16 protein-coding genes, 1 tRNA gene and 2 rRNA genes are annotated in these 26649 nt (G+C 70.2%); 14 read left to right on the forward strand and 5 right to left on the reverse strand.

Going from position 1 to position 26649, the window contains the following annotated elements; genetic code table 11:
• The 4 genes from ACFQVC_RS00005 to ACFQVC_RS00020 form a co-directional block, all read left to right on the forward strand.
• A 23S ribosomal RNA gene (locus ACFQVC_RS00005) occupies positions 1-105 on the forward strand; the annotation flags it as partial.
• An 87-nt stretch (positions 106-192) separates the two neighbouring features.
• Positions 193-309, forward strand: a 5S ribosomal RNA gene (gene rrf, locus ACFQVC_RS00010).
• A 118-nt stretch (positions 310-427) separates the two neighbouring features.
• The gene (locus ACFQVC_RS00015; protein WP_381826986.1) at positions 428-1090 is read left to right on the forward strand and encodes a DegT/DnrJ/EryC1/StrS family aminotransferase; all 663 of its coding nucleotides are present in this window, start codon (positions 428-430) and stop codon (positions 1088-1090) included.
• Positions 1091-1181: 91 nt separating this feature from the next.
• Positions 1182-1257: transfer RNA gene (locus ACFQVC_RS00020), tRNA-Thr, on the forward strand.
• A 92-nt stretch (positions 1258-1349) separates the two neighbouring features.
• On the opposite strand, the gene ACFQVC_RS00025 is transcribed toward ACFQVC_RS00020, so the two are convergent.
• Positions 1350-4019 (reverse strand): SpoIIE family protein phosphatase, encoded by a 2670-nt coding sequence (locus ACFQVC_RS00025; protein ID WP_381825039.1) that lies wholly within the window; start codon positions 4017-4019, stop codon positions 1350-1352.
• A gap of 277 nt (positions 4020-4296) precedes the next feature.
• On the opposite strand from ACFQVC_RS00025, the gene ACFQVC_RS00030 reads away from it, so the two are divergent.
• From ACFQVC_RS00030 to ACFQVC_RS00075, 10 genes are all read left to right on the forward strand, one after another.
• A complete protein-coding gene (locus ACFQVC_RS00030) occupies positions 4297-9828 on the forward strand; it encodes a HAMP domain-containing protein (RefSeq protein WP_381825040.1) in 5532 nt (1843 codons plus the stop codon).
• Positions 9829-10082: 254 nt separating this feature from the next.
• Complete coding sequence (locus tag ACFQVC_RS00035; RefSeq protein ID WP_381825041.1) at positions 10083-10766, forward strand: response regulator; 684 nt, start codon at positions 10083-10085, stop codon at positions 10764-10766.
• Between the two features lie 117 nt (positions 10767-10883).
• Entirely contained in the window at positions 10884-13652 is a 2769-nt protein-coding gene (locus ACFQVC_RS00040; RefSeq protein ID WP_381825042.1) for a DNA translocase FtsK, read from the forward strand.
• A 218-nt stretch (positions 13653-13870) separates the two neighbouring features.
• Positions 13871-14713, forward strand: a complete 843-nt coding sequence (locus ACFQVC_RS00045; RefSeq protein WP_381826988.1) for a helix-turn-helix domain-containing protein — start codon at positions 13871-13873, stop codon at positions 14711-14713.
• Positions 14714-14865: 152 nt separating this feature from the next.
• Positions 14866-16344, forward strand: a complete 1479-nt coding sequence (gene rimO / locus ACFQVC_RS00050) for a 30S ribosomal protein S12 methylthiotransferase RimO (RefSeq protein WP_381825043.1) — start codon at positions 14866-14868, stop codon at positions 16342-16344.
• Positions 16341-16997, forward strand: coding sequence for a CDP-diacylglycerol--glycerol-3-phosphate 3-phosphatidyltransferase (pgsA, locus tag ACFQVC_RS00055; protein ID WP_381825044.1), 657 nt, complete (start codon positions 16341-16343; stop codon positions 16995-16997). Before rimO ends, pgsA begins: the two co-directional genes overlap by 4 nt.
• Positions 16998-17068: 71 nt before the next feature.
• A complete protein-coding gene (locus ACFQVC_RS00060; protein WP_381826990.1) occupies positions 17069-17575 on the forward strand; it encodes a CinA family protein in 507 nt (168 codons plus the stop codon).
• A 109-nt stretch (positions 17576-17684) separates the two neighbouring features.
• Positions 17685-18086 (forward strand): helix-turn-helix domain-containing protein, encoded by a 402-nt coding sequence (locus tag ACFQVC_RS00065; protein WP_381825045.1) that lies wholly within the window; start codon positions 17685-17687, stop codon positions 18084-18086.
• Between the two features lie 165 nt (positions 18087-18251).
• On the forward strand, positions 18252-18722 hold the full coding sequence (locus ACFQVC_RS00070) for a Dps family protein (RefSeq protein WP_381825046.1): 471 nt from the start codon (positions 18252-18254) through the stop codon (positions 18720-18722).
• A gap of 337 nt (positions 18723-19059) precedes the next feature.
• Positions 19060-19371, forward strand: coding sequence for a hypothetical protein (locus ACFQVC_RS00075; RefSeq protein ID WP_381826992.1), 312 nt, complete (start codon positions 19060-19062; stop codon positions 19369-19371).
• Here ACFQVC_RS00075 and ACFQVC_RS00080 read toward each other — a convergent pair.
• The 4 genes from ACFQVC_RS00080 to ACFQVC_RS00095 form a co-directional block, all read right to left on the reverse strand.
• Entirely contained in the window at positions 19319-20104 is a 786-nt protein-coding gene (locus ACFQVC_RS00080) for an SDR family NAD(P)-dependent oxidoreductase (protein WP_381825047.1), read from the reverse strand. The two genes, ACFQVC_RS00075 and ACFQVC_RS00080, sit on opposite strands and share 53 nt — an antisense overlap.
• A gap of 67 nt (positions 20105-20171) precedes the next feature.
• Entirely contained in the window at positions 20172-20966 is a 795-nt protein-coding gene (locus tag ACFQVC_RS00085; protein WP_381825048.1) for an Fpg/Nei family DNA glycosylase, read from the reverse strand.
• Positions 20967-21162: 196 nt separating this feature from the next.
• Positions 21163-21726, reverse strand: coding sequence for an EF-hand domain-containing protein (locus tag ACFQVC_RS00090; RefSeq protein WP_381825049.1), 564 nt, complete (start codon positions 21724-21726; stop codon positions 21163-21165).
• A 147-nt stretch (positions 21727-21873) separates the two neighbouring features.
• Complete coding sequence (locus ACFQVC_RS00095) at positions 21874-26532, reverse strand: ATP-dependent helicase (protein WP_381825050.1); 4659 nt, start codon at positions 26530-26532, stop codon at positions 21874-21876.
• Positions 26533-26649: the final 117 nt, after the last annotated feature.

Genomic DNA, 26649 nt, shown 5'->3' on the forward strand with positions numbered 1-26649 from the left:
TTGATTGGTTAAGGCTCCCAGTAGACGACTGGGTTGATAGGCCGGATGTGGAAGCCCTGTAAGGGGTGGAGCTGACCGGTACTAATAGGCCGAGGGCTTGTCCTCAGTTGCTCGCGTCCACTGTGTTGGTTCTGAAACCACGAACAACCCCGCCCATGGTCACGGGTGGTGCGGTTGACAGTTTCATAGTGTTTCGGTGGTCATAGCGTGAGGGAAACGCCCGGTTACATTCCGAACCCGGAAGCTAAGCCTTACAGCGCCGATGGTACTGCAGGGGGGACCCTGTGGGAGAGTAGGACGCCGCCGAACTAAATTTGATGAGGACGCTGGTCCCTGAACTTCGGTTCGGGGACCAGCGTCTTTTTGTTTTGCGTTACCTGGTGTTCACGTTGCGCGACCAACATCCCCAGACATGGGGACAGTTGGAATGCTCAAGGCTGCCGGTGTCGGTCTCGGTGACGAGGTCGTCGTACCTGCCTACGGGAACGCCGACGTGGCGGAGGCCGTGGTCCTCGCGGGCGCGCTGCCGGTGTTCGCGGACATCGACCCGACGACGTACTGCCTCGACGCGGCCGCGGTCGATGCCGCCGTCACCTCGCGAACCGCAGCCGTGATCGTCGTGCATCGCTTCGGACTGCCCGCCGATATGGGGGCGTTGGGAGAGCTCGGTCGGCGACACGGGCTGCTCATGCTGGAACAGGCCGAGGGGAACGAGGCCTACGACCAGGTGGCGCGGCGGCGTGCGGTTGCTGCCTATCTCGACGCGCGGCTCACCGGCGTTCGCACTCCTGACGCGGGGCGCGGCCACACGTATCAGCAGTATGTGGTGCGCGTTCCCGGGAACGGCAGGCCCGACCGGGACGCCTTCGCACGGGCCGTGCGGGCCAAGGGAGTTGACTGCCGGGTGCCCGTGAAGACGCCTGTGCACCGGATGCCGCAGTACCGCCGTGACGTGATGCTGCCCGAGACCGAGCGCGCGGCCGACGAGACGCTCGCGCTGCCGGTGCGGGCCGAACTGACACGGCGCGAACTGCAGCGCATGGTGTCCGCCTGCAACGCGCTGGGCGGGCTTCTGCAGCCGGCGTTCTAGCCCGGCTCAGAAGCGACGGGTGGTTCGAGGCACCGGCTCATTCGGGGTATGATCTATCCCGTTGCCGCGCGGGAGACCGCGAAGGCAGCAGGCCCCTATAGCTCAGTCGGTAGAGCGTCTCCATGGTAAGGAGAAGGTCTGCGGTTCGATTCCGCATGGGGGCTCCAGCACAGAAGGCCCCGCCCGAATCTTCGGGCGGGGCCTTTTTGCGTACTACGGCTCCGCGAGGCCGAGTTCCGGCCAGTTCCCGGCCGGCCCGTCAGTCCTGGTGCGGCTCCGGGACGCGCATCGCCAGGATGGCCATGTCGTCGGAGGGGGCGTCGGTGGCGAAGCGTTCGACGGCGCGCATGATGCGCGCGGCGACCGCTCCCGCGGTCAGGCCCGTGCAGGTCGTCAGGACATCGGCGAGGCCGTCGTCGCCGAGCATGCGGGTGCCTTCGCGGCGCTCGGTGACACCGTCCGTGACGCAGAGGAGGACGTCGCCCGGGTCGAGGGTCACGGTCTGCTCGTAGAGCTCCAGGTCGTCCATCACGCCGAGGAGCGGCTGCGGCTCCGCGTACGGCTCGACGGTGCCGTCCTGGCGCAGCCGGAGCGGGAGCGGGTGGCCAGCACAGACGATCTTGAGGATGGCCGAGCCGTCCTCCTGGGGCCACAACTCGCCGTACAGGAGCGTGAGGAAGCGGCTGCGGGAGCCCTCGTCGAGGATCGCGGCGTTCAGGCGCTCCAGGACCGCGGGGCCGCCGAAGCCCTCCCGGGCGAGCAGGCGCAGGGCATGGCGGGCCAGGCCGGTCACAGCGGCCGCCTCGGGGCCCGTACCGCAGACGTCGCCGATCGCGAAGCCGTAGGCGCCGTCGCGGATGGGGAAGAGGTCGTAGAAGTCGCCGCCCACTTCGTTGCCCTCGCCGGCCGCGCGGTAGATGACCTCGACCTCGACGCCGGGGACCTGGGGCAGGCCAGGCGGCAGGAGGCTGCGCTGCAGGGACTGGCTGATGGCCATGCGCTCCGAGTACAGGCGCGCGTTGTCGAGGGCGAGGGCGGCCCGGCGGGAGAGGTCCTCGGCGAGTTCGAGGATCTCCTGGCGGAAGTGTTCCTCGGTGGGCTTGCCGAGGGTGAGCATGCCGATGACGCGGTTACGGGCGACCAGGGGCAGGACCACGGTCTCGCCGCCGACCGCGGAGGCCGTGGCGAGGGTGGTGCCGATGCCCGCGCCGAGGCGGGTGGGCTCGCCCAGGCCGAGGCTGCGCATGGAGGAGCGCAGGGCGGCCTGGTGGGCGGCATCGGCGGGCGCCTTCCAGACGCGGGCGCCGGGCGTGGGCACGGGCTCGGGTGCGTCGATACGGGAGAGCAGGGCCTTGAGGCCGTCGATGCGCTCCTCGTCCTCGTGAAGTACGTAGGAGAGATACGGCTCCGACGACTGGTCGGCGATCGTGTAGACGGCGCACCAGGTGGCCAGGGTGGGGACCGTCATCTGGGCCATGAGGGCCAGGGTCTGGTCGCGGTCCAGGGTGCCGGCGAGCAGGTCGGAGGCCTCGACGAGGAAGCTCAGGGAACCGCGGCGCAGGCGCTCCAGTTCGCCGAGGCGGGCCGATTCGACGGCCAGGGCGATGCGGTCGGCGGCGAACTGCAGGCGCAGCGCCTCTTCGTTGGAGTACCGGCCGGGGGATTCCGCGGCGACGCCGAGGGAGCCGGTCAGGCGGCCCTCGACCTTGAGCGGGACCGTGACGACGGAGCGCATGCCGGTGTCGTTGAGGAGCGGGGCGGCGCCGGGGACGGCGACGAGGTCCTCGTGCACGGCGGGCATACGGGCGGAGCCGTACCGCCCGGTGCCGGCCTCCACGGGGACGCGGGCGAAGCGCTGGCGGGCCGAGGGCAGGCCGGTGGAGGCGCGGACTTCGAGTTCGGTCTCGTCGTCGGTGGCCAGGAGCAGGAAGGCGGCGTCGCCGTCGAGCATGTCGCGGGCGCGCTCCACGGTGCGCTGCAGGAGGCCGTCGAGGTCGTCAGGGGGCGGGGAGCCGATGAAGGCGTCGAAGGGGTCGGTGCTCTGGCCGCCCTCGGGAAGGGTGGCGGCGTCGGGCGCGGGGCCGCGCAGGGGGGTCTGCAGGACGGCGCGTTCGTGATCGCGTACGAGCAGGCAGACCGTGGAGGGTTCGCCGGTGGTGTCGCGGACCCGCAGGTGCGAGGCGTAGACGGGGATGACGCGGCCGTCGGCGCCGCGGAGGCCGTAACTGCCCTCCCAGCGGGAGAGTTGGAGGGCCTCGGCGATGCCGGTGCCGGTGCCGGGGGTGTGCGGCCAGGCGGCGAAGTCGTTGAGGGGCTTGCCGTTGACTTTTTCCGCCGGGTACCCGAAGAGTGTCTCGGCGTCCTCGTTCCATGCGGAGATGTTGCCGGCGCGGTCGATCTGGACCACGGCGACGCGTACCCGGCTGTCGGCGAGGGGCAGGAGGTCGGCGGCGACGGCGGGGCCCGCGGTGCGGGTGCCGACAGGACGTTCCGGGAGGTCGAGTTGGAACCAGACCTGCTTGTGCGTGGAGGTGTACTCCACGCCCCAGCGGGCGGCGAGTGCGGCGCACAACTGCAGGCCGCGGCCGCCTTCGCGATCCGGGCTGCCCATGGAGCGGGCGGACTGCTGGAGCGGGATCTCGCGTTCCGGATAGCGGTCGGCGACCTCGATGCGTACGGAGTCGTCATAGCGCAGGCACAGGACGTCGGCGGTGGTCCCGGCGTGGACCACGGCGTTGGTGACGAGCTCGCTGGTGAGGACGACGGCGTCATCGACGATGTCGGACTGGCCCCAGCCCTGCAGGGTGTCGCGCACGAAGGTGCGGGCGGACGCGACCGAGCGGCCCACCGGATCGAAGGCGGCAGTTGCCCGCGCGGTGATCACAGAGCTCCTTGTACGAGTTTCGACGCCGAGATCTCCCATGCCCATGGTGCGGCCGCCCCTCCGATGCATGTCTGCCCGCTGGACTTCCTTCCACCGCCCAGGCCGGGCAGACCGGGGTGGTTGGACAGCCGGATGCCAGGTTACTTACCTTCGCGGTCCATGCGGATGCCGGTCGTCAGTGTTTCCGCCCGGAGGGTGCGGGGACGCTGTGCAAAGCTGCCGAACTGTTATGGCCTGGTTCGGGCATGGTGAAACACTGGGCAAGCTCTAAGAGAAGGCCCGAGCAACCCAGCAAGTGGTCGACCCCTGCGGGAGGGACACAGTGGAGTCTGGCGCAGCGGCGCGTGGTACTGGCACGCGCGCAAAAGGCGGCCCGTCCCGAAGCAACCAGCGCAATGGGACCACCGCGGTCGACACCGCGGCCCTGAACCGCCTTCTTGCGGCGCTCGTGGCGATGCGCGACGGCAACTTCCGCAAGCGGCTGACCGTCACCAACGACGGTGTGATGGCCGAGATCGCCGCGGTGTTCAACGAGGTGGCGGACCGGAATCTGCATCTCACCGGCGAGATGGCGCGGGTACGGCGCATGGTGGGACGTGAGGGAAAACTCACGGAACGCCTGGAGCACGGTGCGGGTGAGGGCTCCTGGGCGGCGGCGATCGACGCCTCCAACGCCCTGGTCGACGATCTGGTGCGGCCGGTCTCCGAGGTCGGCCGGGTGCTCTCCGCGGTCGCGGAGGGTGATCTCGAGCAGCGTATGGAGCTCAAGGCGCCGGGGCCCGACGGGACGGCGGCGCATCCGCTGCGGGGCGAGTTCCTGAAGGTCGGCCGGACGGTCAACGGCCTGGTCGACCAGCTGTCGCGGTTCACCGACGAGGTGACGCGGGTGGCCAGCGAGGTCGGTACCGAGGGCAAGCTGGGCGGGCAGGCCCGGGTGCGCGGTATGTCCGGTTCGTGGAAGGACCTCACGGATTCGGTCAACACCATGGCGTACCGGCTCACCGCGCAGGTGCGTGACATTGCTCTCGTGACGACGGCGGTCGCCAAGGGCGACTTGTCACGGAAGGTCACGGTTCATGTCGCGGGCGAGATGCTCGAGCTGAAGAACACCGTGAACACGATGGTGGACCAGCTGTCGTCGTTCTCCTCCGAGGTGACCCGGGTCGCCCGTGAGGTGGGCACCGAGGGCGAGCTCGGCGGTCAGGCGCGGGTGCCAGGGGTGGCCGGCGTATGGAAGGACCTGACCGATTCGGTGAACCTGATGGCCGGCAACCTGACGGCACAGGTGCGCGGTATCGCCCAGGTCACCACGGCCGTCGCGAACGGCGACCTGTCGCAGAAGGTCACGGTGAGCGCGCGCGGCGAGGTGGCGCAGCTAGCCGAAACGATCAACCAGATGACGGAGACGCTGCGTACGTTCGCCGACGAGGTCACGCGTGTGGCCAACGAGGTCGGCGCGGAGGGGCAGCTGGGCGGGCAGGCCAATGTGCCGGGCGCGGCGGGGACTTGGAAGGACCTCACCGACTCGGTGAACACGGTCTTCCGGAACCTGACGACGCAGGTGCGGGACATCGCCACGGTCACCACGGCGGTCGCCAGCGGTGATCTGTCGCAGAAGGTCACCGTCGATGTGGCCGGCGAGATGCTGGAGCTGAAGAACACCGTCAACACGATGGTGGACCAGTTGTCGGCCTTCGGTTCCGAAGTGACGCGGGTGGCGCGGGAGATCGGTGTCGAGGGTGAACTGGGCGGCCAGGCGCAGGTGGTGGGCGCGGCCGGCACCTGGAAGGACCTCACGGACTCCGTCAACACGGCCTTCCGCAACCTGACCGGTCAGGTGCGCAACATCGCGCAGGTCACGACGGCGGTGGCCAACGGTGATCTGTCGCAGAAGGTCACGGTCGACGTCTCCGGCGAGATGCTGCAGCTGAAGAACACCGTGAACACGATGGTGGACCAGCTCTCCAGCTTCGCCGACCAGGTGACGCGGATGGCCCGTGACGTGGGCACCGAGGGGCGTCTGGGCGGTCAGGCGCGCGTGGACGGCGTATCGGGCACCTGGAAGGAACTGACCGACTCCGTCAACTTCATGGCGGGCAACCTGACTTCACAGGTACGGCAGATCGCGCAGGTCACGACGGCGGTGGCCCGGGGCGATCTGTCGCAGAAGATCGATGTGGACGCCCGCGGCGAGATCCTGGAGCTGAAGAACACCATCAACACGATGGTCGACCAGCTCTCCGCCTTCGCGGACCAGGTGACCCGAGTCGCGCGTGAGGTGGGTACGGAAGGGCGGCTCGGCGGGCAGGCCCAGGTGCCGGGAGTGGCCGGCGTATGGCGTGATCTGACCGATTCCGTAAACGGCATGGCCGGAAACCTGACCGGTCAGGTGCGCAACATCGCGCAGGTGGCGACGGCGGTGGCGCGCGGTGATCTGTCGCAGAAGATCGATGTGGACGCCCGCGGCGAGATCCTGGAGCTCAAGAACACCCTGAACACGATGGTGGACCAGCTGTCCGCCTTCGCCGAGCAGGTCACGCGGGTGGCGCGTGAGGTGGGTACGGACGGCATCCTGGGCGGCCAGGCCGAGGTGCAGGGCGTGGCCGGTACCTGGAAGGACCTCACGCAGTCCGTGAACGGCATGGCCAACAACCTGACCATGCAGGTGCGGAACATCGCCGAGGTCACCACCGCGGTCGCCATGGGCGATCTGTCGAAGAAGATCACCGTCGACGCGAAGGGCGAGATCCTCGAACTCGTCACCACCGTCAACACGATGGTCGACCAGCTGTCCAGCTTCGCCGAGCAGGTGACGCGGGTGGCGCGTGAGGTGGGTACGGAAGGCCAGCTGGGCGGTCAGGCGCGGGTGCCGGGTGTCACCGGCATCTGGAAGGACCTGAGCGACAACGTGAACCTGATGGCCAACAACCTGACCAGCCAGGTGCGGAACATCTCCCAGGTCTCGGCGGCGGTCGCCAACGGTGATCTCACCAAGAAGGTCACGGTCGAGGCGCGCGGCGAGGTCGCGCAGCTCGCCGACACGGTCAACACCATGGTGACGACGCTGAGTTCGTTCGCCGACGAGGTCACGCGAGTGGCCCGTGAGGTGGGTACGGACGGCATCCTGGGCGGTCAGGCGCGGGTGCCGGGCGTCGCCGGTACGTGGAAGGACCTCACCGAGTCCGTGAACTCGATGGCGTCCAACCTGACCGGTCAGGTGCGCAATATCGCGATGGTCACGACGGCCATCGCGAAGGGCGATCTGACCAAGAAGATCGACATCGATGCGCGCGGCGAGATCCTCGAACTCAAGACGACCATCAACACCATGGTCGACCAGCTCTCGTCGTTCGCCGAGCAGGTGACCCGGGTGGCCCGCGAGGTGGGCACCGAGGGCCAGTTGGGCGGCCAGGCGCGGGTGCGCGACGTGGACGGCACGTGGCGTGACCTGACCGAGTCCGTGAACGAGATGGCCGGAAACCTCACACGGCAGGTGCGCGCCATCGCCGCGGTGGCCACGGCGGTGACCCGCGGTGATCTCAACCTGAAGATCGACGTGGACGCCTCGGGCGAGATCCAGGTTCTGCAGGACAACATCAACACGATGATCGCCAACCTGCGTGACACCACGATCGCCAACAAGGAGCAGGACTGGCTCAAGGGCAACCTGGCCCGTATCTCGGGTCTGATGCAGGGCCGCCGTGACCTGGAGGACGTCGCGGGCCTGATCATGAGCGAGCTGACCCCGGTGGTCTCCGCGCAGCACGGTGCGTTCTTCCTGGCGATGCCCACGGACGACGGGGACGTGGTCGTGGACGGCGACGAGGAGGCGTACGAGCTGCGCATGCTCGGCAGTTACGGCTACTCGATGGGTTCGATGCCGACGTCCTTCAGGCCGGGCGAGACGCTCATCGGTACGGCCGCCACCGAGCGGCGCACGATCCTGGTGGAGAACGCGCCCACCGGCTACCTGAAGATCGCCTCCGGTCTGGGGGAGGCCCCGCCGGCGCAGGTGATCGTGCTGCCGGTGCTCTTCGAGGGCAAGGTGCTCGGGGTGATCGAGCTGGCCTCGTTCCAGCCGTTCACGCAGATCCAGCGGGACTTCCTCAGCCAGATCGCCGAGATGATCGCGACCAGCGTCAACACCATCTCCGTCAATACGAAGACGGAGGTGCTGCTCAAGCAGTCGCAGGAGCTGACCGAGCAACTGCGGGAACGCTCGGCCGAGTTGGAGAACCGGCAGAAGGCGCTGCAGGCCTCCAACGCCGAGCTGGAGGAGAAGGCCGAGCTGCTCGCCCAGCAGAACCGCGACATCGAGGTCAAGAACACCGAGATCGAAGAGGCCCGGCAGGTCCTGGAGGAGCGTGCCGAGCAGCTGGCGATCTCGATGCGCTACAAGTCGGAGTTCCTGGCGAACATGTCGCACGAGCTGCGTACGCCGCTGAACTCCCTGCTGATCCTGGCCAAGCTGCTCGCCGACAACGCGGAGGGCAATCTCTCCCCGAAGCAGGTGGAGTTCGCCGAGACGATCCATGGCGCGGGCTCGGATCTGCTGCAGCTGATCAACGACATCCTGGACCTGTCGAAGGTCGAGGCGGGCAAGATGGATGTCTCGCCCACGCGGATCGCCCTGGTGCAGCTGGTGGACTACGTGGAGGCGACGTTCAGGCCGCTGACCGCGGAGAAGGGCCTGGACTTCTCGGTACGGGTGTCGCCGGAGCTGCCGGCGACCCTGAACACCGACGAGCAGCGGCTGCTGCAGGTGCTGCGCAACCTCCTGGCGAACGCGGTGAAGTTCACCGACAGCGGCGCCGTGGAGCTGGTGATCAGGCCCGCCAACTCCGATGTCCCGGACGGGATTCGGGAGCAACTGCTCGAAGCGGGCTCGCTGCGGGACGCGGACGCCGATCTGATCGCGTTCTCGGTGACGGACACCGGGATCGGGATCGCGGGCAGCAAGATGCGGGTGATCTTCGAGGCGTTCAAGCAGGCGGACGGCACGACCAGCCGCAAGTACGGCGGTACCGGCCTCGGTCTGTCGATCAGCCGGGAGATCGCGCGGCTGCTCGGCGGTGAGATCCACGCGGCGAGCGAACCGGGGCGGGGCTCGACCTTCACGCTGTATTTGCCGCTGCACCCCAGCGAACTGCCGCCGCAGGGCTACACGCAGCTGCCGCCGGCCGCCGTGGCGAGCGTCGACCCGGTCACTCCGGCGCTGCCGCCGGCCGCCGAGGACGCCCTCACACAGGCCGCCGAGACCACCCCTGAGGTGGCCCCGGAGCCGCAACCGCAGGCCAGCCCCGGTGTGCTGTTCCGGCGCCGCCGGCGCGGCGTCCAGGCGCCCGAGCAGCGGCCCGCACTTCCCGGACAGCCGGGGCAGTCGGGGCAGCCGGCCAGGGCGGGCACGGGTGCTCCGTCGCCCGAGCAGTGGTCGCCCGCGGGCGAGACGGGCACGGGAGAGCGCAGGACGTTCCACTTCGGCGGCGAGAAGGTTCTGATCGTCGACGACGACATCCGCAATGTGTTCGCTCTCACCAGCGTCCTCGAGCAGTACGGCCTGTCGGTGCTCTACGCGGAGAACGGCCGCGAGGGGATCGAAGTCCTGGAGCAGCACGACGACACGACGCTGGTCCTGATGGACATCATGATGCCGGAGATGGACGGCTACGCCACGACGACGGCGATCCGCAGGATGCCGCAGTTCGCCGGACTGCCGATCATCGCTCTGACGGCGAAGGCCATGAAGGGCGACCGGGAGAAGGCCATCGAGTCGGGCGCATCCGACTACGTTACGAAACCGGTCGACCCGGATCATCTGCTTTCGGTCATGGAACGCTGGATGAGCGGAGAGTGACATCGATCGCCGGTATCCGGTAGAAATCAGGCAGAGTTGCTGACTGAACGTGGCCGATCTCGTGTAGAGGTGCGGAATTCGGGGAACCTTCTGGTCTCCGGCTCCGTTTCTGCTACGTGCACAGTGACATCGCGGTGACAGGGTGTGGCGACAGGCGGGGTGCGGCTACCATGACCGGCACAAGGACGGGCGGCGAGACGGAGTCGTCCCCTGGGGCGGCGACCGGTGCACTGCCGGGGCGAGGAGGACGGGCCATGGTGCAGAAGGCCAAGATCCTCCTGGTCGATGACCGGCCGGAGAATCTGCTTGCGCTGGAGGCCATCCTCTCCGCGCTCGATCAGACACTGGTGCGGGCATCGTCCGGGGAGGAAGCGCTCAAAGCACTGCTCACGGACGATTTCGCGGTGATTCTGCTGGACGTCCAGATGCCGGGAATGGACGGTTTCGAAACCGCCGCGCATATCAAGCGCCGCGAGCGGACCCGGGACATCCCGATCATCTTCCTCACGGCGATCAACCACGGCCCGCACCACACCTTCCGTGGTTACGCGGCCGGTGCGGTCGACTACATCTCCAAGCCCTTCGACCCGTGGGTGCTGCGCGCCAAGGTCTCGGTCTTCGTCGAGCTGTACATGAAGAACTGCCAACTGCGGGAGCAGGCAGCCCTGCTGCGCCTCCAGCTCGAAGGCGGCGGCAAGTCCGCCGTCGGCGACACCAAGGAGCCGGCCGGTCTGCTCGCCGAACTCTCGGCGCGGCTCGCGGCGGTCGAGGAGCAGGCCGAGGCGCTCTCCAAGCAGCTCGACGACGACTCCGCGGACGCCGCGGCGGTGGCCACCGCCGCCCATCTCGAACGCAAACTCACCGGCCTGCGCAGGGCCCTTGACGCGCTCGAGCCCGGCACGGGAAGCGGCGCACCCTCGGTTCCCTCGCAGAACTGACCGGGCCCCGGGAGTCGCTGAGCACGCGTCAGTTCCCCGCCACCGCGGGGGCGACACGAAAGAGTGAAGCGGTGGGCACACGTGTCCGCTGTGGTCCGCAACGGTAACCTCACCCTCATGGCCTCACGTCCGTCCGCAGCCAAGAAGGCGCCCGCCAAGAAGGCGGCCGCCCCCAAGAAGGCTCCGGCTAAGAAGGCCGCGGCGAAGAAGGCACCCCCGAAAAAGGCTCCCGCCAAGAAGGCTGCGGCCAAGAAGTCCGCGCCGAAGCCGGCCCCCAGCCCCACCGGCGGGATCTACCGACTGGTGCGAGCCTTCTGGCTGGGCATCGCGCACACCGTCGGAGCGATGTTCCGCGGCATAGGGCGCGGAGCCAAGGGCCTCGACCCCGCCCACCGCAAGGACGGCCTCGCGCTGCTGCTCCTGGGCATCGCCCTGATCTGCGCCGCCGGCACCTGGTCGCAGCTGCGCGGCCCCGTCGGCGACCTCGTCGAGATGCTGGTGACGGGTGCCTTCGGCCGGCTCGACCTGCTCGTGCCGCTGCTGCTCGGCCTCATCGCCGTACGCCTCATCCGTCACCCGGAGAAGCCCGAGGCCAACGGGCGGATCGTGATCGGCCTGTCCGCACTCGTCGTCGGTGTGCTCGGCCAGGTCCACATGGCGTGCGGATCGCCGGGCCGTGGCGAGGGCACCGAGGCCATAAGGGACGCGGGCGGACTGATCGGCTGGGCCGCCTCCCGGCCGCTGATCTTCACCATGGGCGAGGTTCTCGCCGTACCGATGCTGGTGCTGCTCACCGTCTTCGGCCTGCTCGTGGTCACCGCGACCCCCGTCAACGCCATCCCGCAGCGCCTGCGGCTCCTGGGCCAGAAGCTCGGTGTCGTGCAGCCGGATCCCGTGCAGGAGCCGGTCACCGAGGACGACGCGCGCTACGACGAACAGTGGCGTGAGGCCCTGCCCGCCAAGCCCAGGCGCCGCAGCCGGCCGAGCCAGGCCCCGGACGCGTACGACCCCGGCCAGGCCGAGGAGGAGGCGCTCACCAAGCGGCGCAGCCGGCCGCGCAGGCCCAGCGTGCAGCCCGCCTTCGACAAGCCCATGGACGCCGTGGACGTGGCGGCAGCCGCCGCGGCCGCGCTCGACGGCGCGGTCCTGCACGGCATGCCGCCTTCGCCGCTCGTTGCCGACCTCACCCAGGGTGTGTCCACCGAGCGCTCCGAGGAATCGACGCCCACGCCCGTGCCGACGGCCCGCGGCGCCGGGAAGAAGCCAGGGGAGAAGGCCACCGCGGAGCAGGCCGCCCACGAGCGGGACAAGGACTCGGACACGGGCTCGCAGGCCGTCCCCGACCTGACCAAGGCCGCCCCGGAGGCCCACCGCGACCTGCCGCCGCGCGCCGAGCAGCTGCAGCTCTCCGGTGACATCACCTACTCCCTGCCCTCGCTCGACCTCCTGGAGCGCGGCGGCCCCGGCAAGGCACGCAGCGCCGCCAACGACGCGGTCGTCGAGTCGCTCTCCAACGTCTTCACCGAGTTCAAGGTCGACGCCGCCGTCACCGGCTTCACCCGCGGCCCCACGGTCACGCGCTACGAGATCGAGCTCGGCCCGGCCGTGAAGGTCGAGAAGATCACCGCGCTCGCCAAGAACATCGCGTACGCGGTGGCCTCGCCGGATGTGCGGATCATCAGCCCCATTCCCGGCAAGTCCGCGGTCGGCATCGAGATCCCCAACACCGACCGCGAGATGGTCAACCTCGGCGACGTGCTGCGCCTCGCGGACGCCGCCGAGGACAACCACCCGATGCTGGTCGCGCTCGGCAAGGACGTCGAGGGCGGCTACGTGATGGCGAACATCGCGAAGATGCCGCACATCTTGGTCGCCGGCGCCACCGGCTCCGGCAAGTCGTCGTGCATCAACTGTCTGATCACCTCGGTGATGGTGCGGGCGACCCCCGAGGACGTGCGCATGGTCCTGGTCGACCCCAAGCGCGTGGAGCTCACCGCGTACGAGGGCATCCCGCACCTGATCACGCCGATCATCACCAACCCGAAGCGGGCCGCCGAGGCGCTGCAGTGGGTCGTACGCGAGATGGATCTGCGGTACGACGACCTCGCGGCCTACGGATTCCGCCATATCGACGACTTCAACGAGGCCGTCCGCAACGGCAAGGTGGAGGCGCCACCGGGCAGCGAGCGGGAGCTGCAGCCCTATCCGTATCTGCTGGTCATCGTCGACGAGCTGGCCGACCTGATGATGGTCGCGCCGCGTGACGTCGAGGACGCGATCGTGCGCATCACCCAGCTGGCCCGCGCGGCCGGTATCCATCTGGTGCTCGCCACCCAGCGCCCCTCGGTGGATGTCGTCACCGGCCTGATCAAGGCGAATGTGCCGTCCCGGCTCGCCTTCGCCACCTCCTCGCTTGCCGACAGCCGGGTCATCCTCGACCAGCCGGGCGCCGAGAAGCTGATCGGCAAGGGCGACGGCCTGTTCCTGCCCATGGGCGCGAACAAGCCGACCCGTATGCAGGGCGCCTTTGTGACCGAGGAGGAAGTCGCCGCGGTCGTCCAGCACTGCAAGGATCAGATGGCGCCGGTCTTCCGCGAGGACGTCGTGGTCGGCACCAAGCAGAAGAAGGAGATCGACGAGGACATCGGCGACGACCTCGATCTGCTGTGCCAGGCCGCCGAGCTGGTGGTCTCCACTCAGTTCGGGTCGACCTCGATGCTGCAGCGCAAGCTGCGCGTGGGCTTCGCCAAGGCCGGCCGGCTCATGGACCTGATGGAGTCGCGGAACATCGTGGGCCCGAGCGAAGGCTCCAAGGCGCGCGATGTGCTGGTGAAACCGGACGAACTCGATGGAGTGCTCGCGGTGATCCGCGGGGAGGCTTCCTGAGAGGTACTTCAGTCGAGGGGCTTCCGTAAGGATTCGGCAGGCAACCGTTTCCCTTTGGCGTACGTCAAGTTGGAGGGAGTGGCGGGAAGATGTCCCACCATCAGGATGTCCGGCCATTCTGATGGCGTACAAAGTGCATCCGCCCGCTTGCCCCACCCTTTCGTACCCCCCCTAGACTGAACGTCCAGCAGGTGGCTACACGCTCGAAAGGCGCCCTCGTGTCCATCGGCAACTCCCCCGAAGACGACCGTCCTTCGTTTCCCGAAGACGACCGGCCTTCCGTCGGCCGTGCCCTCCAGCAGGCCAGAATCGACGCCGGCCTGACCGTCGACGAAGTCAGCACCGCGACCCGTGTGCGCATCCCGATCGTGCACGCACTCGAACAGGACGACTTCTCCCGGTGCGGCGGCGATGTGTACGCGCGCGGTCACATCCGCACCATCGCGCGTGCCGTGGGCATCGATCCGGCGCCGCTGCTCGAGCAGTACGACGGCGAGCACGGCGGGCGGCCCGAGCCGACCGCCGCCGCGCCGCTCTTCGAGGCCGAGCGCATCAGGCCCGAGCCGCGCCGCCCCAACTGGACCGCGGCCATGGTCGCCGCCATCGTCGCCGTGATCGGCTTCGTCGGCTTCACGCTCTTCAGTGACGGGGAGAGCGGGAAGGGGTCGAAGACCCCGGTGGCCGAGGGCTCGCCGTCCGCCCAGAAGCCCGAGCCGAAGCCGACTCCCTCCAAGCCCGCCGACCAGAAGCCCGACCCCGCCGACAGCGCCATCGCGGGGGCCCCGAAGGACAAGGTCACCGTCATGGTGAACGCTGCCGACGGGCGCAGCTGGATCTCCGCCAAGGATCACAACGGCGGCATCATGTTCGACGGCCTCCTCGAGAAGGGCCAGTCGAAGTCGTTCACGGACAAGGAGAAGATCGACCTCGTCCTCGGTGACGCGGGTGCGATCAAGCTGTTTGTGAACGGCAAGGAGATCAAGGACGAGTTCAAGCCCGGCCAGGTCGAGCGGCTGTCGTATACGAAGGGCGACAACGGCGGCGACCCCGGGGTCGGCTGAGTAGGTCACGGCGCCGCGAGCGGGCCCGGTTCCCTTCGGGGGCCGGGCTCTTCGTATGGCGGGCCCTTCGTATGGCGGGCCCTATACCGGGACGAAGCTCTCGCCGCCCCTCGCGGCAGGGGGACAGGCGATAACAAAGTAGTCTTGACCCCATGCCCGAACGCCGTACCGTCGCTCTCGTCACTCTTGGCTGCGCCCGTAACGAGGTGGACTCGGAGGAGCTCGCAGGCCGCTTGGAGGCGGACGGCTGGCAGCTCGTCGAGGACGCCGCGGAAGCCGATGTCGCCGTGGTCAACACCTGCGGATTCGTCGACGCCGCCAAGAAGGACTCCGTCGACGCCCTGCTCGAAGCCAATGACCTCAAGGACCACGGCAAGACCCAGGCCGTCGTCGCCGTGGGCTGCATGGCCGAGCGGTACGGCAAGGAGCTCGCCGAAGCGCTGCCCGAGGCCGACGGCGTGCTCGGCTTCGACGACTACACCGACATCTCCGGCCGTCTGAACACCATCCTCAGCGGCGGCAACGTCGAGGCGCACGCACCCCGCGACCGGCGCAAGCTGCTCCCCATCAGCCCTGCCGAGCGCCAGGACGCCGACGGTGTGGCGCTGCCGGGGCACGCGCAGGACGCGGCCGAGAGCGCGCCCGAGGACCTGCCCGAAGGGCTGGCCCCGGCGTCCGGGCCGCGGGCGCCGCTGCGCCGCCGTATGGGCTCGTCGCCCGTCGCCTCGGTGAAGCTGGCCTCCGGCTGCGACCGGCGCTGCACGTTCTGCGCCATCCCGTCCTTCCGCGGCTCCTTCATCTCGCGCCGCCCCAGCGATGTACTGAACGAGACGCGCTGGCTGGCCGGGCAGGGCGTCAAGGAGATCATGCTGGTCTCCGAGAACAACACCTCGTACGGCAAGGACCTCGGCGACATCCGGCTCCTGGAGACGCTGCTTCCCGAGCTCGCGGAGGCCGACGGGGTCGAGCGGGTGCGGGTCAGCTATCTGCAGCCCGCCGAGATGCGGCCAGGACTGATCGACGTCCTGACGTCCACACCGGGCGTCGCGCCCTACTTCGACCTGTCCTTCCAGCACTCGGCACCCGGCGTGCTGCGGGCGATGCGGCGCTTCGGGGACACCGACCGGTTCCTCGAGCTGCTCGACCAGATCCGTGCCAAGGCCCCGCAGGCCGGTGTGCGCTCCAACTTCATCGTGGGCTTCCCCGGTGAGACCGAGGCCGATGTGGCCGAGCTCGAACGTTTCCTGACCGGAGCGAGACTGGATGCCATCGGCGTCTTCGGCTACTCCGACGAGGACGGCACGGAAGCCGCGACGTACGAGAACAAGCTGGACGAGGACGTCGTCGCCGAGCGCCTCGCGCGGATCTCACGGCTCGCCGAGGAGCTCACCGCGCAGCGCGCCGAGGAGCGCATCGGCGAGACGGTACGGGTGCTCGTGGAGTCCCTCGACGGGGATGACGGTGCCTTCGGCCGGGCCGCGCACCAGGCGCCGGAGACCGACGGACAGGTGGTGTTCACCAGCGGTGAGGGCTTGACTGTCGGTCGTATGGTCGATGCGAAGGTCGTCGGCACCCTGGGCGTCGACCTGGTGGTCGAGCAGCTCGAGCATTCTGAGGAGGCGGGCAGATGACCGGAGTCCCGGCATCCGCGGCGGGTGGCACCGGGCGGAAGCCGGCACCTGGCGGAAAGCTGGGTGCTGCGGCCGTCAATCAGGCCAGCCTGTGGAACATCGCGAACATCCTGACGATGGTGCGGCTCCTGCTCGTGCCGGGCTTCGTCGCGCTCCTGCTCGCCGACGGCGGCTATGACCCGGCCTGGCGTGCGCTCGCCTGGGCCGCCTTCGCCATCGCCATGATCACGGATATTTTCGACGGGCATCTGGCGCGTACGTACAACCTGGTCACCGACTTCGGGAAGATCGCCGACCCGATCGCGGACAAGGCGATCATGGGCGCCGCCCTGATCTGTCTCTCCGCCCTCGGCGAGCTGCCGTGGTGGGTGACCGGCGTGATCCTCGGGCGCGAGCTCGGCATCACACTGCTGCGGTTCTGGGTGATCCGGTACGGAGTGATTCCGGCCAGTCGAGGCGGCAAGCTGAAGACCCTTTCGCAGGGCGTCGCGGTCGGGATGTACGTCCTGGCCCTGACCGGGCCCCTGGCGACGCTGCGGTTCTGGGTGATGGCCGTGGCCGTCGTGCTGACCGTGGCCACCGGCCTCGACTATGTCCGCCAGGCCGTCGTTCTGCGGCGCCGGGGGCAGGCCGCCGAGGAGTCCGCGGCGTGACCGGATCGTCCCGGTCCGTTTCCCCTGCCGGTTCCGGGGGCGCTTCCCCTGCCGCCTCGCGTGCTGCCGAAGTGCTCGCGCTCCTGACCGGGCGTGGTCAGACGCTGGCCGTCGCCGAATCCCTGACCGGCGGACTCGTCGCCGCCGAGATCGCCTCCGTGCCCGGGGCCTCGGCCGCCTTCCGTGGCTCGGTGACCGCGTACGCCACCGACCTCAAGCAGCGGCTCCTCGGCGTGGACGGCACCCTCTTGGCCGAGCGCGGCGCCGTCGATCCAGAGGTCGCCCGGGAGATGGCCGAGGGAGTGCGTACGGCGCTCGGCGCGGACTGGGGGATCGCCACCACGGGCGTCGCGGGGCCCGAACCGCAGGACGGCCGGCCCGTCGGAACGGTGTATGTCGCGGTGGCCGGTCCCGGCCGTACGAACGGCTCCCGACATGGGAAAGTCGTGGCTCTGCGGTTGAACGGCGATCGTACGGAAATCCGTAGGGAGAGTGTACGGAGCGTGCTCGAGCTGCTCGCAAGCGAACTCGTCGAGAATGTGCGGGCACAGGATACGGAACAGAACGGGGGGACTTGATGTTTGCAGCCCTGAGTGAACACGACATCGCTCCCCGCACGGCCGCCGCGCGAGGCGGTACGGTGGGGCGTGAAGGATGCGGCTACGCGGTCCGAGGAGGGAGCCACCGATGATTCTGCTCCGTCGCCTGCTGGGTGACGTGCTGCGTCGGCAGCGCCAGCGCCAGGGCCGTACTCTGCGCGAAGTCTCCTCGTCCGCCCGAGTCTCGCTCGGCTATCTCTCCGAGGTGGAGCGGGGGCAGAAGGAGGCTTCCTCCGAGCTGCTCTCCGCGATTTGCGACGCGCTTGACGTACGGATGTCCGAGCTCATGCGGGAAGTGAGCGACGAGCTCTCGCTTGCCGAGCTGGCCGAGTCGGCAGCCGCCGGCGAGCCCGCTCCGGTGCGCGAACCGGTGCCTGCGGTGTCTGGTTCAGTGCGTCCGATGCTCAATTCGGTGTCCGTGGCAGGTGTCCCACCTGAGCGCGTGACGATCAAGGCACCTGCTGAGGCAGTGGACGTCGTCGCGGCCTGACGCCGCTACTTCGCAGTCTTCTCCCTGAGCCCCGGTCGGGTCGGTCCCGGCCGGGGCTCTTGGCGTCTCCTGCCTGCCGTTTTGCCCTGAGATGTTCCTTTGGTGGCGCTGTGCCATGGTGGATGGGGGAGATCGCTGGCGGGGGTTCCGTCTGGGAGGACGCGTATGTACGTCGTGAAGAGCCCGCTGTCCGATGCCGACCTCAAGATCGTCGCGGAGGCCCTGCAGGGCGCTCTGGTCGACCTCGTGGATCTGTCGCTGGTGGCCAAGCAGATCCACTGGAACGTGGTCGGGCCGCGCTTTCGCTCCGTACATCTGCAGCTGGACGAGGTCGTGGACACCGCGCGGCTGCACTCCGACACCGTGGCCGAGCGGGGCTCGACCCTCGGGGTCTCGCCCGACGGGCGGGCCGCGACGGTGGCACAGAGCAGCGGGATCGGGTCTGTTCCCGACGGCTGGGTCAAGGACACCGACGCCGTACGCACCCTGGTCGACGCCCTCGGCGCGGTGATCACGCGGATGCGGGAGCGGGTCGAGGCGACGGGTGAGGCGGACCCGGTGAGCCAGGACATCTTCATCGGGATCACGGCCGACCTGGAGAAGCATCACTGGATGTTCCAGGCGGAGAACGGCTGAGGTGCCGGTCCGGTCGGCGCGCGACTGAGGGTTCGGCTCCGTCATTTTCGAGTCGGGGTGGAGGTGCGGTCGGTTTCGGATCGAGGCCGGGTGGAGTGCGGGTCAAGGTGGTACGTCGCTGTGCGTGGGGCGCCTTGGGCGCCTGGGGGTGCTTCGGGTGCTCCAGGTGCTCTGTGTGCGCCCTCCCGGTGGGTGATCGTGCGGGTTTAGCGTCGGCCCGGAGGAGGCTGCCATGACGTGGCGCGGGCGCGGGCGCGGGGGTGAGGCGAGCGGGACGGCGCTGTGGGGTGCGCGGGGGGCATGGGTATGTGCCCGGGGTGCCCGGGATCTGCGGGATGTGCGGGGTGCGCTCGGTGTGGTCCTGGCTCTGGTGGTCGGCGCTCTGTGGTGGTGGGCCGTGCTGCGGCTCGCGCTCGTGCCCGAGAGTGCCGGTGTGGTCGAGGGGACTGTGGCGGCGGGCGGCTGGGGGCTGAGCCTGCTGCCCGTGCACTGTGTGCCGTGGTCGCAGGCGGTGGGCGCGCGGCGGCGGGCCCGCCAGGAGGCCGGGCGCTGCCACGCGGAGATCAAGCAGTGGCGGGCGGGGTTCCGGCGGGTTGCTACCAGGGCATGGCGACGCCGCCGTTGGGGCGGAGGATCTGGCCGGTCGTGAAGGACGACGCGTCCGAGGCGAGATGCAGCACTGCCTGGGCCACATCCGCGGGATCGCCGACCCGGCCGAGCGGGGACATCCGGGACATCAGGGCCTCGGTGTGGGTCTGGGCCTCGCTGTTGTTGTGGCGTTCGGTCATGGGGGTGCGGATCCAGCCGGGAGCGACGGCGTTGACGCGGATGCCGTGCGGCCCCGCCTCTGTGGCCAGGGTCTTGGTGAGCTGGACCACGGCTGCCTTCGCCGCGCCGTAGCAGAGCAGGCCGGGGCCACCGGTGTCTACTGCGCCCGAGGCCATGGTCACGATGCTGCCCCCGCGCCGGGCGGCGATCATCGCGCGGGCCGCTGCCTGGCAGGCGTAGAGGATGCCCTTGAAGTTGATCGCGAGGACGCGGTCGAGGTCCTCGTCCGTGGTCTCCAGGACGGGGCTGCTGTGCATGACGCCCGCGATGGCGGCCAGGACGTCGAGGCCGTCCGCCTCTTCCGCGGCCTGTACGGCGGCCTCGACCTGGGTGCGGTCGGAGACGTCCAGGGTGTGGATGCGGGCGGTGCCGCCGACGGCCTTGATCGCGGTGGCCGTGCCGTGCAGACCGTGCTCGTCGCGGTCCGCGCAGTGCACGGTGGCTCCCGCCTCGGCGAGCAGCACGGCGCTTGCGCGGCCTATGCCGCTCGCTGCGCCGGTGATGAACGCGGTGCGGCCGGTCAGGTCGTAGGCGTTGCGGGCGGGATTCGGCATGCCGGGACCGTACGAGGGTTTCTGACGGTCCGTCAATTGATGTGGCGGAACTGGTTGCCCGGGGCGCTCAGGGTGTGGGGCCCGACTGACAGGTGGGGCACCAGTAGGTGATGCGGTCGCGGCTGCCGTCGCCCTGGTCGGCGGAGCGGATGCCGGTGCCGCAGCGCAGACAGGGGCGCGGGGCGCGGCCGTAGACGTACAGGCGCTGGTCGCGGCGGCCCGTGGTGATGCGGGCGGGCCGGTCGCGGTTGGCTTCGAGGACGCGCTTGGCGGCGGCGACGAGGCGTGCCGGGAGGCCCTCGGGGAGTTCGCCGACCGGCAGCCAGGGTGTCACGCGGGCCAGGAAGCAGAGCTCTGATTTATAGACATTGCCGATGCCCGCGAGGTTGCGCTGGTCGAGCAGCGCCTCGCCGATGGACCGCCCGGGGTCCCTCAGGAGGTTCTGCAGGGCCCGGTCCGGATCCCAGTCGGGGCCGAGCAGATCGGGGCCGAGATGGCCCACGGCCTTGTGTTCGTCGGCGGTGCGGAGCAGTTCGAGTACGGGCAGCCGGTAGCCGACGGCGGTGCGGTGGGTGTTGCCGAGAATCGCGCGGATCTGGTGGCCGGGGCCGCCGTTCCAGCGCTCGCCGGGGGCGAACACCCGCCATGAGCCGTCCATGCGCAGATGCGAGTGGAGGGTGAGGCCGCCCTCGATGCGGGTGAGGAGGTGCTTGCCGCGCGGAGTGACGTCGAGGACCGTGCGGCCGGTGAGGTCGGCGGTGGCGAACTTGGGTACGCGCAGGTCGGAGCGGGTGAGGACCTCACCGGCGAGAGCGCTGTGCAGACGGCGGGCCGCCTGGTGGACGGTGTCTCCTTCGGGCATGGGGTCATGATGCAGGGTGCTCAGGCGGGGCGTGGGTTCTTGTGGGCGGGCGCCGTGGTGCCTCCCTCAATCTCCCCCGGCCACCTTTCCCGGCCACCTTTCCCGGCTGCCTCTCCTGGCTGCCTCTGCCGGTCACCGCTGGGGGTGCCCCAGCGGTGACCCCGGACGGGCCCGGTCTGCTTCGGGTGGGCTTGAGTCAGTTGGGGTCCAAGGGGCCCAGGAGGTAGGTGCCCGTCGAGCGGGGGTCGTCGCTGAAGTAGAACTCGCGGATCGCTTCGAGTAACTCTTCGCGGTCGAGGAGGCCGTCCATGTCCTTGTCGAGGCGGCCGAAGACCTCGCGGGCGTCCGGCTCGGGGAGGTTCATGAGGGCGCCGGTCCAGCGGACCTGTTCTTCGCGGGTGAGCTTGCCGTCGCCGTCCGCGTCGGCGATGTCCATGAGGGCGTCGAGGAAGGGGACGTACCCGGCGTCGAAGGACTCGGGGGTCTCCAACAGGCCTGCGGCGAAGGCGGCTTTGTACTCGGTCTCGCTGATCCGGCCGTCCTGGTTCGTGTCCGCGACGCGGGCCAGGTGGGCCCACAGACCGAGGGCCAGCTCGCGCAGACGGCTCAGCGGGGCGGAGTCCGGCTTGTGGCCGAAGGCCTCGCCGAGCCGGTCGACGGCAGTCTCGAAGTCGGTGCGGTCGATGGAGCCGTCGCCGTCCGTGTCGTACGTCTTGAAACGGCGGGACAACTTGCGGTCGAGGAACGCGGAGATCTGCACGGTGGCCTCCCGGTGTCTGTGTCTCTCAGTCTGTGACGGTGACGCGGCGGGACAGGGCGGGGCAGGTGCGGGTGTCGTTCCTTGCGGTGCTCAACTTAGCGGCGCAGAGGGGGAGTCGGGAGGGCGCGCTTTCGGGGCGCGTGGCTGTCAGGCGCGCAGGCGCAGACCGCGCGGGGTGGCGATGAAACCCGCTCCTTCCAGAAGGGCGCCGAACGGGGAGGTCAGGGCTGCCGCCCCATTGATCCGCTCCACGGTGACCGTGCCGAGGGAACCGGCGCGGGCGGCCGCCGCGAGGGCCTCGGCGGCGGGGCGCAGCCGCGGGTCGTCCTGTGCGGCGGGGTCCTCGGGGTCGGCGGGCCAGGCGAGCAGGGTCTTGCCGCCGCGCTCCATGTAGAGCGTCAGCTCACCGTCGACCAGGACCACCAGGGAGCCTGCCTTGCGGCCCGCCTTGTGGGTGGCGCCCGCGGGCGGCTCGGGCCAGGGGAGTGCCGCGCCATAGGCGTTGGCCGGGTCGGCGGCCGCCAGGACCACCGCTCGCTCGCCGCCTCCGCGGGTGTCGCCGCGGTCGTGCGCCGTGGCCGCGGCCCGCAGGCGGTCCACCGCGCCGTCCATCGCGAACTGGGCGGCGCCGAGGCCCTCGACGACATAGCCGCGCCGGGCCTGGCCGCTGTCCTCGAAGGCGGACAGGACGCGGTACGTCGCCGAGAAGCCGCCCTCGACGCCTTCGGCGGCGACCGCGCCACGGGTGACGACTCCGTGCCGGTCCAGGAGGGTGCGGGCCAGGGCGTGGGCGCGCACGGTGGGGTCGGGCTCGCGGCCCGGCAGCAGGGACCAGCGGCCGGCGACGGTGGGCGGGCCGGTGCGGGAGACGGGGCGCGCGCCGGTGCGGGCGGCCGCCGTCAAGGTGCCGTACCGCCCGCGCGGGACATTGCGCTTGGCGCGGTGCGCGGTGGAGCCCGCGGTGCGGCCCGAGCCGAGGAGGGCGCGCATGGGGGCCAGCGTGTCGTTGGTGAGGCGGCCGGACCAGGCCAGCTCCCAGAGGGCGTCGGCCAGTTGGGGATCGGTGGCCTCGGGGTGGGTGGTGGCGCGGACCTCGTCGGCGATCTGGCGGAAGAACAGGCCGTACCCACCGGAGAGGGCTGTCAGGACCGACTCCTGGAGTGCGGTGATCTCCAGGGGGTGGGGTTCGGGCAACAGCAGTGGCGCGGTGTCGGCGAGATAGAGGGAGATCCAGCCGTCCTTGCCGGGCAGGGCACCGGCGGCCGCCCACACCACCTCGCCCATGGTGGTGAGTTCGTCCAGGAGTGCTGGTGTGTAGCCCTGCACGCGCGCGGGGAGGACGAGTTTTTCGAGAGCGGACGCGGGGACCGTGGCCCCCTGCAGCTGCTCGACGGCGCGCACCAGGCCGTCGACTCCGCGCAGGCCGTGACCGCCCATGTGCTGCCACTGGGGGAGGAAGCCGGCGAGGGCGGCGGGCGGTACGGGCTCCAGTTCGTGGCGGAGGGCGGCCAGGGAACGCCGGCGCAGTCGCCTCAGGACGGTGGCGTCACACCACTCCTGGCCGATGCCCGCGGGGTGGAACTCGCCTTGTACGACGCGGCCGCCCGCGGCAAGGCGCTGCAGGGCGCCCTCTGTGACGGCTGCGCCGAGGCCGAAGCGGGCCGCGGCGGTGGCGGAGGTGAACGGGCCGTGGGTGCGGGCGTACCGCGCGAGGAGGTCGCCCAGGGGGTCCTTCACGGGCTCCGTGAACGCTTCCGGTACACCCACGGGGAGGGCCGTGCCCAGGGCGTCGCGCAGCCGGCCCGCGTCCTCGATCGCCGCCCAGTGGTCGGCGCCCGCGATGCGGACGCGCAGCGCCCGGCGGGCGTCCGCCAGCTCCTGCGGCCAGCCCGGGTCGGCGCCGCGCTCGGTCAACTCCGCGTCGGTGAGCGGCCCGAGGAGCCGGAGCAGGTCGGCCACGCCTTCGGCGTCCTTGATGCGGCGGTCTTCGGTGAGCCACTGCAGTTCGCGCTCGAGCTCGGTCAGCACCTCCGCGTCGAGCAGTTCGCGCAGCTCCGCCTGGCCGAGGAGCTCGGCCAGGAGCCGGGAGTCCAGGGAGAGGGCCGCCGCGCGGCGCTCGGCGAGGGGGGAGTCGCCCTCGTACAGGAACTGGGCGACGTAACCGAAGAGCAGGGAGCGGGCGAAGGGGGACGGCTCGGGGGTGGTCACCTCGACCAGGCGGACCCGGCGGGACTCGATGTCGCCCATGAGTTCGGTGAGGCCCGGTACGTCGAAGACGTCCTGGAGGCATTCGCGGACCGCCTCGAGGACGATCGGGAACGAGCCGAACTCGCTGGCCACCTCCAGGAGCTGGGCGGCGCGCTGGCGCTGCTGCCACAACGGTGTGCGCTTGCCGGGACTGCGCCGCGGCAGGAGCAGGGCGCGGGCGGCGCACTCGCGGAAGCGGGAGGCGAACAGGGCCGAGCCGCCCACCTGGTCGGTGACGACCTGGTTCACCTCGCCCTTGTCGAAGGTGACGTCCGCGGCGCCCACCGGGGCCTGCTCGGAGTCGTACTCCAAACCCGGCTTCGCCGGGTCCTGGTCGAGCAGGTCGAGGCCCATCATGTCGGCGTCGGGCAGGCGCAGGACCAGGCCGTCGTCGGCGTGCATCACCTGGGCGTCCATGCCGAAGCGCTCGGTGAGCTTGGCGCCGAGGGCGAGCGCCCACGGGGCGTGCACCTGGGCGCCGAAGGGCGAGTGCACGACGACCCGCCAGTCTCCTAGCTCGTCGCGGAAGCGCTCCACCACGATCGTGCGGTCGTCGGGGATGTGGCCGCAGGCCTTGCGCTGCTCGTCCAGATACGACAGCACGTTCTCCGCGGCCCACTGGTCCAGGCCCGCTTCCGCCAGGCGGCGGTGGGCTTCCTCTTCGGTGAGGCCGCCGATCTCGCGCAGGAACGCGCCGAGCGCACGGCCCAGTTCGAGCGGACGGCCGAGCTGGTCGCCCTTCCAGAAGGGCAGTCGGCCGGGCACTCCGGGGGCGGGGGAGACCAGGACGCGGTCGCGGGTGATGTCCTCGATGCGCCAGGAGCTGGTGCCCAGGGTGAAGACATCGCCCACCCGCGACTCGTAGACCATCTCCTCGTCGAGCTCGCCGACGCGGCCGCCGCCCTTCTTGGGGTCCGTGCCGGCGAGGAACACTCCGAAGAGGCCGCGGTCGGGGATCGTGCCCCCTGAAGTGACGGCCAGGCGCTGGGCGCCCGGGCGGCCCGTGACCGTGCCCGCCACGCGGTCCCACACCACGCGCGGGCGCAGCTCGGCGAAGGCGTCGGACGGATAGCGGCCGGCGAGCATGTCCAGGACGGCGGTGAAGGCCGACTCGGGGAGCGAGGCGAACGGCGCCGCGCGGCGCGTGACGGCCAGCAGGTCGTCCACCTGCCAGGTGTCCAACGCGACCATGGCGACGAGCTGTTGGGCCAGGACGTCCAAGGGGTTGGCCGGGACCTTCAGGGACTCGATCGCGCCGGAACGCATGCGCTCGGTGACCACCGCGGACTGCACCAGATCGCCGCGGTACTTGGGGAAGACCACGCCCGTGGAGACGGCACCCACCTGGTGTCCCGCGCGGCCCACGCGCTGCAGGCCCGAGGCGACCGACGGGGGTGACTCGACCTGCACGACCAGGTCGACCGCACCCATGTCGATGCCGAGCTCCAGGCTGGAGGTGGCGACGACGGCCGGGAGGCGGCCCGCCTTGAGGTCCTCCTCGACCAGGGCGCGCTGCTCCTTGGAGACCGAGCCGTGGTGTGCGCGGGCGAGGACCGGCGGGGCTCCCCTGGCGGCGCCGGACTCGGCCATCAGCTCGGCCGGGGAGTGGTCCTCGGGCAGCGGCTCGCCGGTCGCCCTCTCGTAGGCGATCTCATTGAGGCGGTTGCACAAACGCTCTGCCAGGCGGCGCGAGTTGGCGAAGACGATGGTGGAGCGGTGCGCCTGGACGAGGTCGGCGATCTTCTCCTCGACATGCGGCCAGATCGAGGGGCGCTCGGCCTGGGTGTCGTCCGCGTCCGCCGCGGGGGAGCCGCCCAACTCTCCCAGGTCCTCCACCGGGACGACCACGGAGAGGTCGAACTCCTTGCCCGAGGGCGGCTGGACGATCTCCACGCGGCGCTGCGGCGACAGATAGCGCGCGACCTCGTCGACGGGGCGCACGGTCGCCGACAGGCCGATACGGCGGGCGGGGCGCGGCAGCAGCTCGTCGAGCCGCTCCAGGGAGAGGGCCAGGTGGGCGCCGCGCTTGGTGCCTGCCACCGCGTGCACCTCGTCGAGGATCACTGTCTCGATGCCGGTCAGGGCCTCGCGCGTGGACGAGGTGAGCATCAGGAACAGCGACTCGGGGGTGGTGATCAGGATGTCCGGCGGCTTCGTGGCGAGCGAGCGGCGCTCGGCGGCCGGGGTGTCGCCCGAGCGGATGCCGACCTTCACCTCGGGCTCGGGCAGACCCCGGCGCACGGACTCCTGCCGGATGCCGGTGAGCGGGGAGCGGAGATTGCGCTCCACGTCGACCGCGAGGGCCTTGAGCGGTGAGATGTACAGCACCCGGCAGCGCTTCTTCGGGTCGGCCGGGGGAGGGGCGCTGGCCAGGCCGTCGAGCGCGGACAGGAAGGCGGCCAGAGTCTTGCCCGAGCCGGTCGGCGCGACGACCAGCACGTCCGAGCCCTCGGCGATGGCACGCCAGGCACCCTCCTGGGCGGAGGTGGGCGCGGAGAAGGCGCCCGTGAACCAGCCTCGGGTCGCGGGCGAGAAGGAATCGAGTGCTGTCCCTGCCATGGTCCCCATCGTGCACCGCCCCACTGACAATCGCCCGGACCTGGGGAAATACGGGGGAGGGGAGGAGAGGGGCGGCGGGCTGTGGGCCGTGGGCCGTGGGCGGGGATGCGTGGTGGG

The organism is Streptomyces monticola, assembly GCF_042665355.1.
Taxonomy (GTDB): Bacteria; Actinomycetota; Actinomycetes; order Streptomycetales; family Streptomycetaceae; genus Streptomyces; species Streptomyces monticola.

What these genes read in the sequence shown, in the direction of transcription:
- ACFQVC_RS00015 (WP_381826986.1), top strand. Translation starts at nt 428, where the DNA reads ATGCTCAAGGCTGCCGGTGTCGGTCTCGGTGACGAGGTCGTCGTACCT.
- ACFQVC_RS00025 (WP_381825039.1), bottom strand. Translation starts at nt 4,019, where the DNA reads ATGGGCATGGGAGATCTCGGCGTCGAAACTCGTACAAGGAGCTCTGTG.
- ACFQVC_RS00035 (WP_381825041.1), top strand. Translation starts at nt 10,083, where the DNA reads ATGGTGCAGAAGGCCAAGATCCTCCTGGTCGATGACCGGCCGGAGAAT.
- ACFQVC_RS00040 (WP_381825042.1), top strand. Translation starts at nt 10,884, where the DNA reads ATGGCCTCACGTCCGTCCGCAGCCAAGAAGGCGCCCGCCAAGAAGGCG.
- rimO (WP_381825043.1), top strand. Translation starts at nt 14,866, where the DNA reads ATGCCCGAACGCCGTACCGTCGCTCTCGTCACTCTTGGCTGCGCCCGT.
- pgsA (WP_381825044.1), top strand. Translation starts at nt 16,341, where the DNA reads ATGACCGGAGTCCCGGCATCCGCGGCGGGTGGCACCGGGCGGAAGCCG.
- ACFQVC_RS00065 (WP_381825045.1), top strand. Translation starts at nt 17,685, where the DNA reads ATGATTCTGCTCCGTCGCCTGCTGGGTGACGTGCTGCGTCGGCAGCGC.
- ACFQVC_RS00070 (WP_381825046.1), top strand. Translation starts at nt 18,252, where the DNA reads ATGTACGTCGTGAAGAGCCCGCTGTCCGATGCCGACCTCAAGATCGTC.
- ACFQVC_RS00080 (WP_381825047.1), bottom strand. Translation starts at nt 20,104, where the DNA reads ATGCCGAATCCCGCCCGCAACGCCTACGACCTGACCGGCCGCACCGCG.
- ACFQVC_RS00085 (WP_381825048.1), bottom strand. Translation starts at nt 20,966, where the DNA reads ATGCCCGAAGGAGACACCGTCCACCAGGCGGCCCGCCGTCTGCACAGC.
- ACFQVC_RS00095 (WP_381825050.1), bottom strand. Translation starts at nt 26,532, where the DNA reads ATGGCAGGGACAGCACTCGATTCCTTCTCGCCCGCGACCCGAGGCTGG.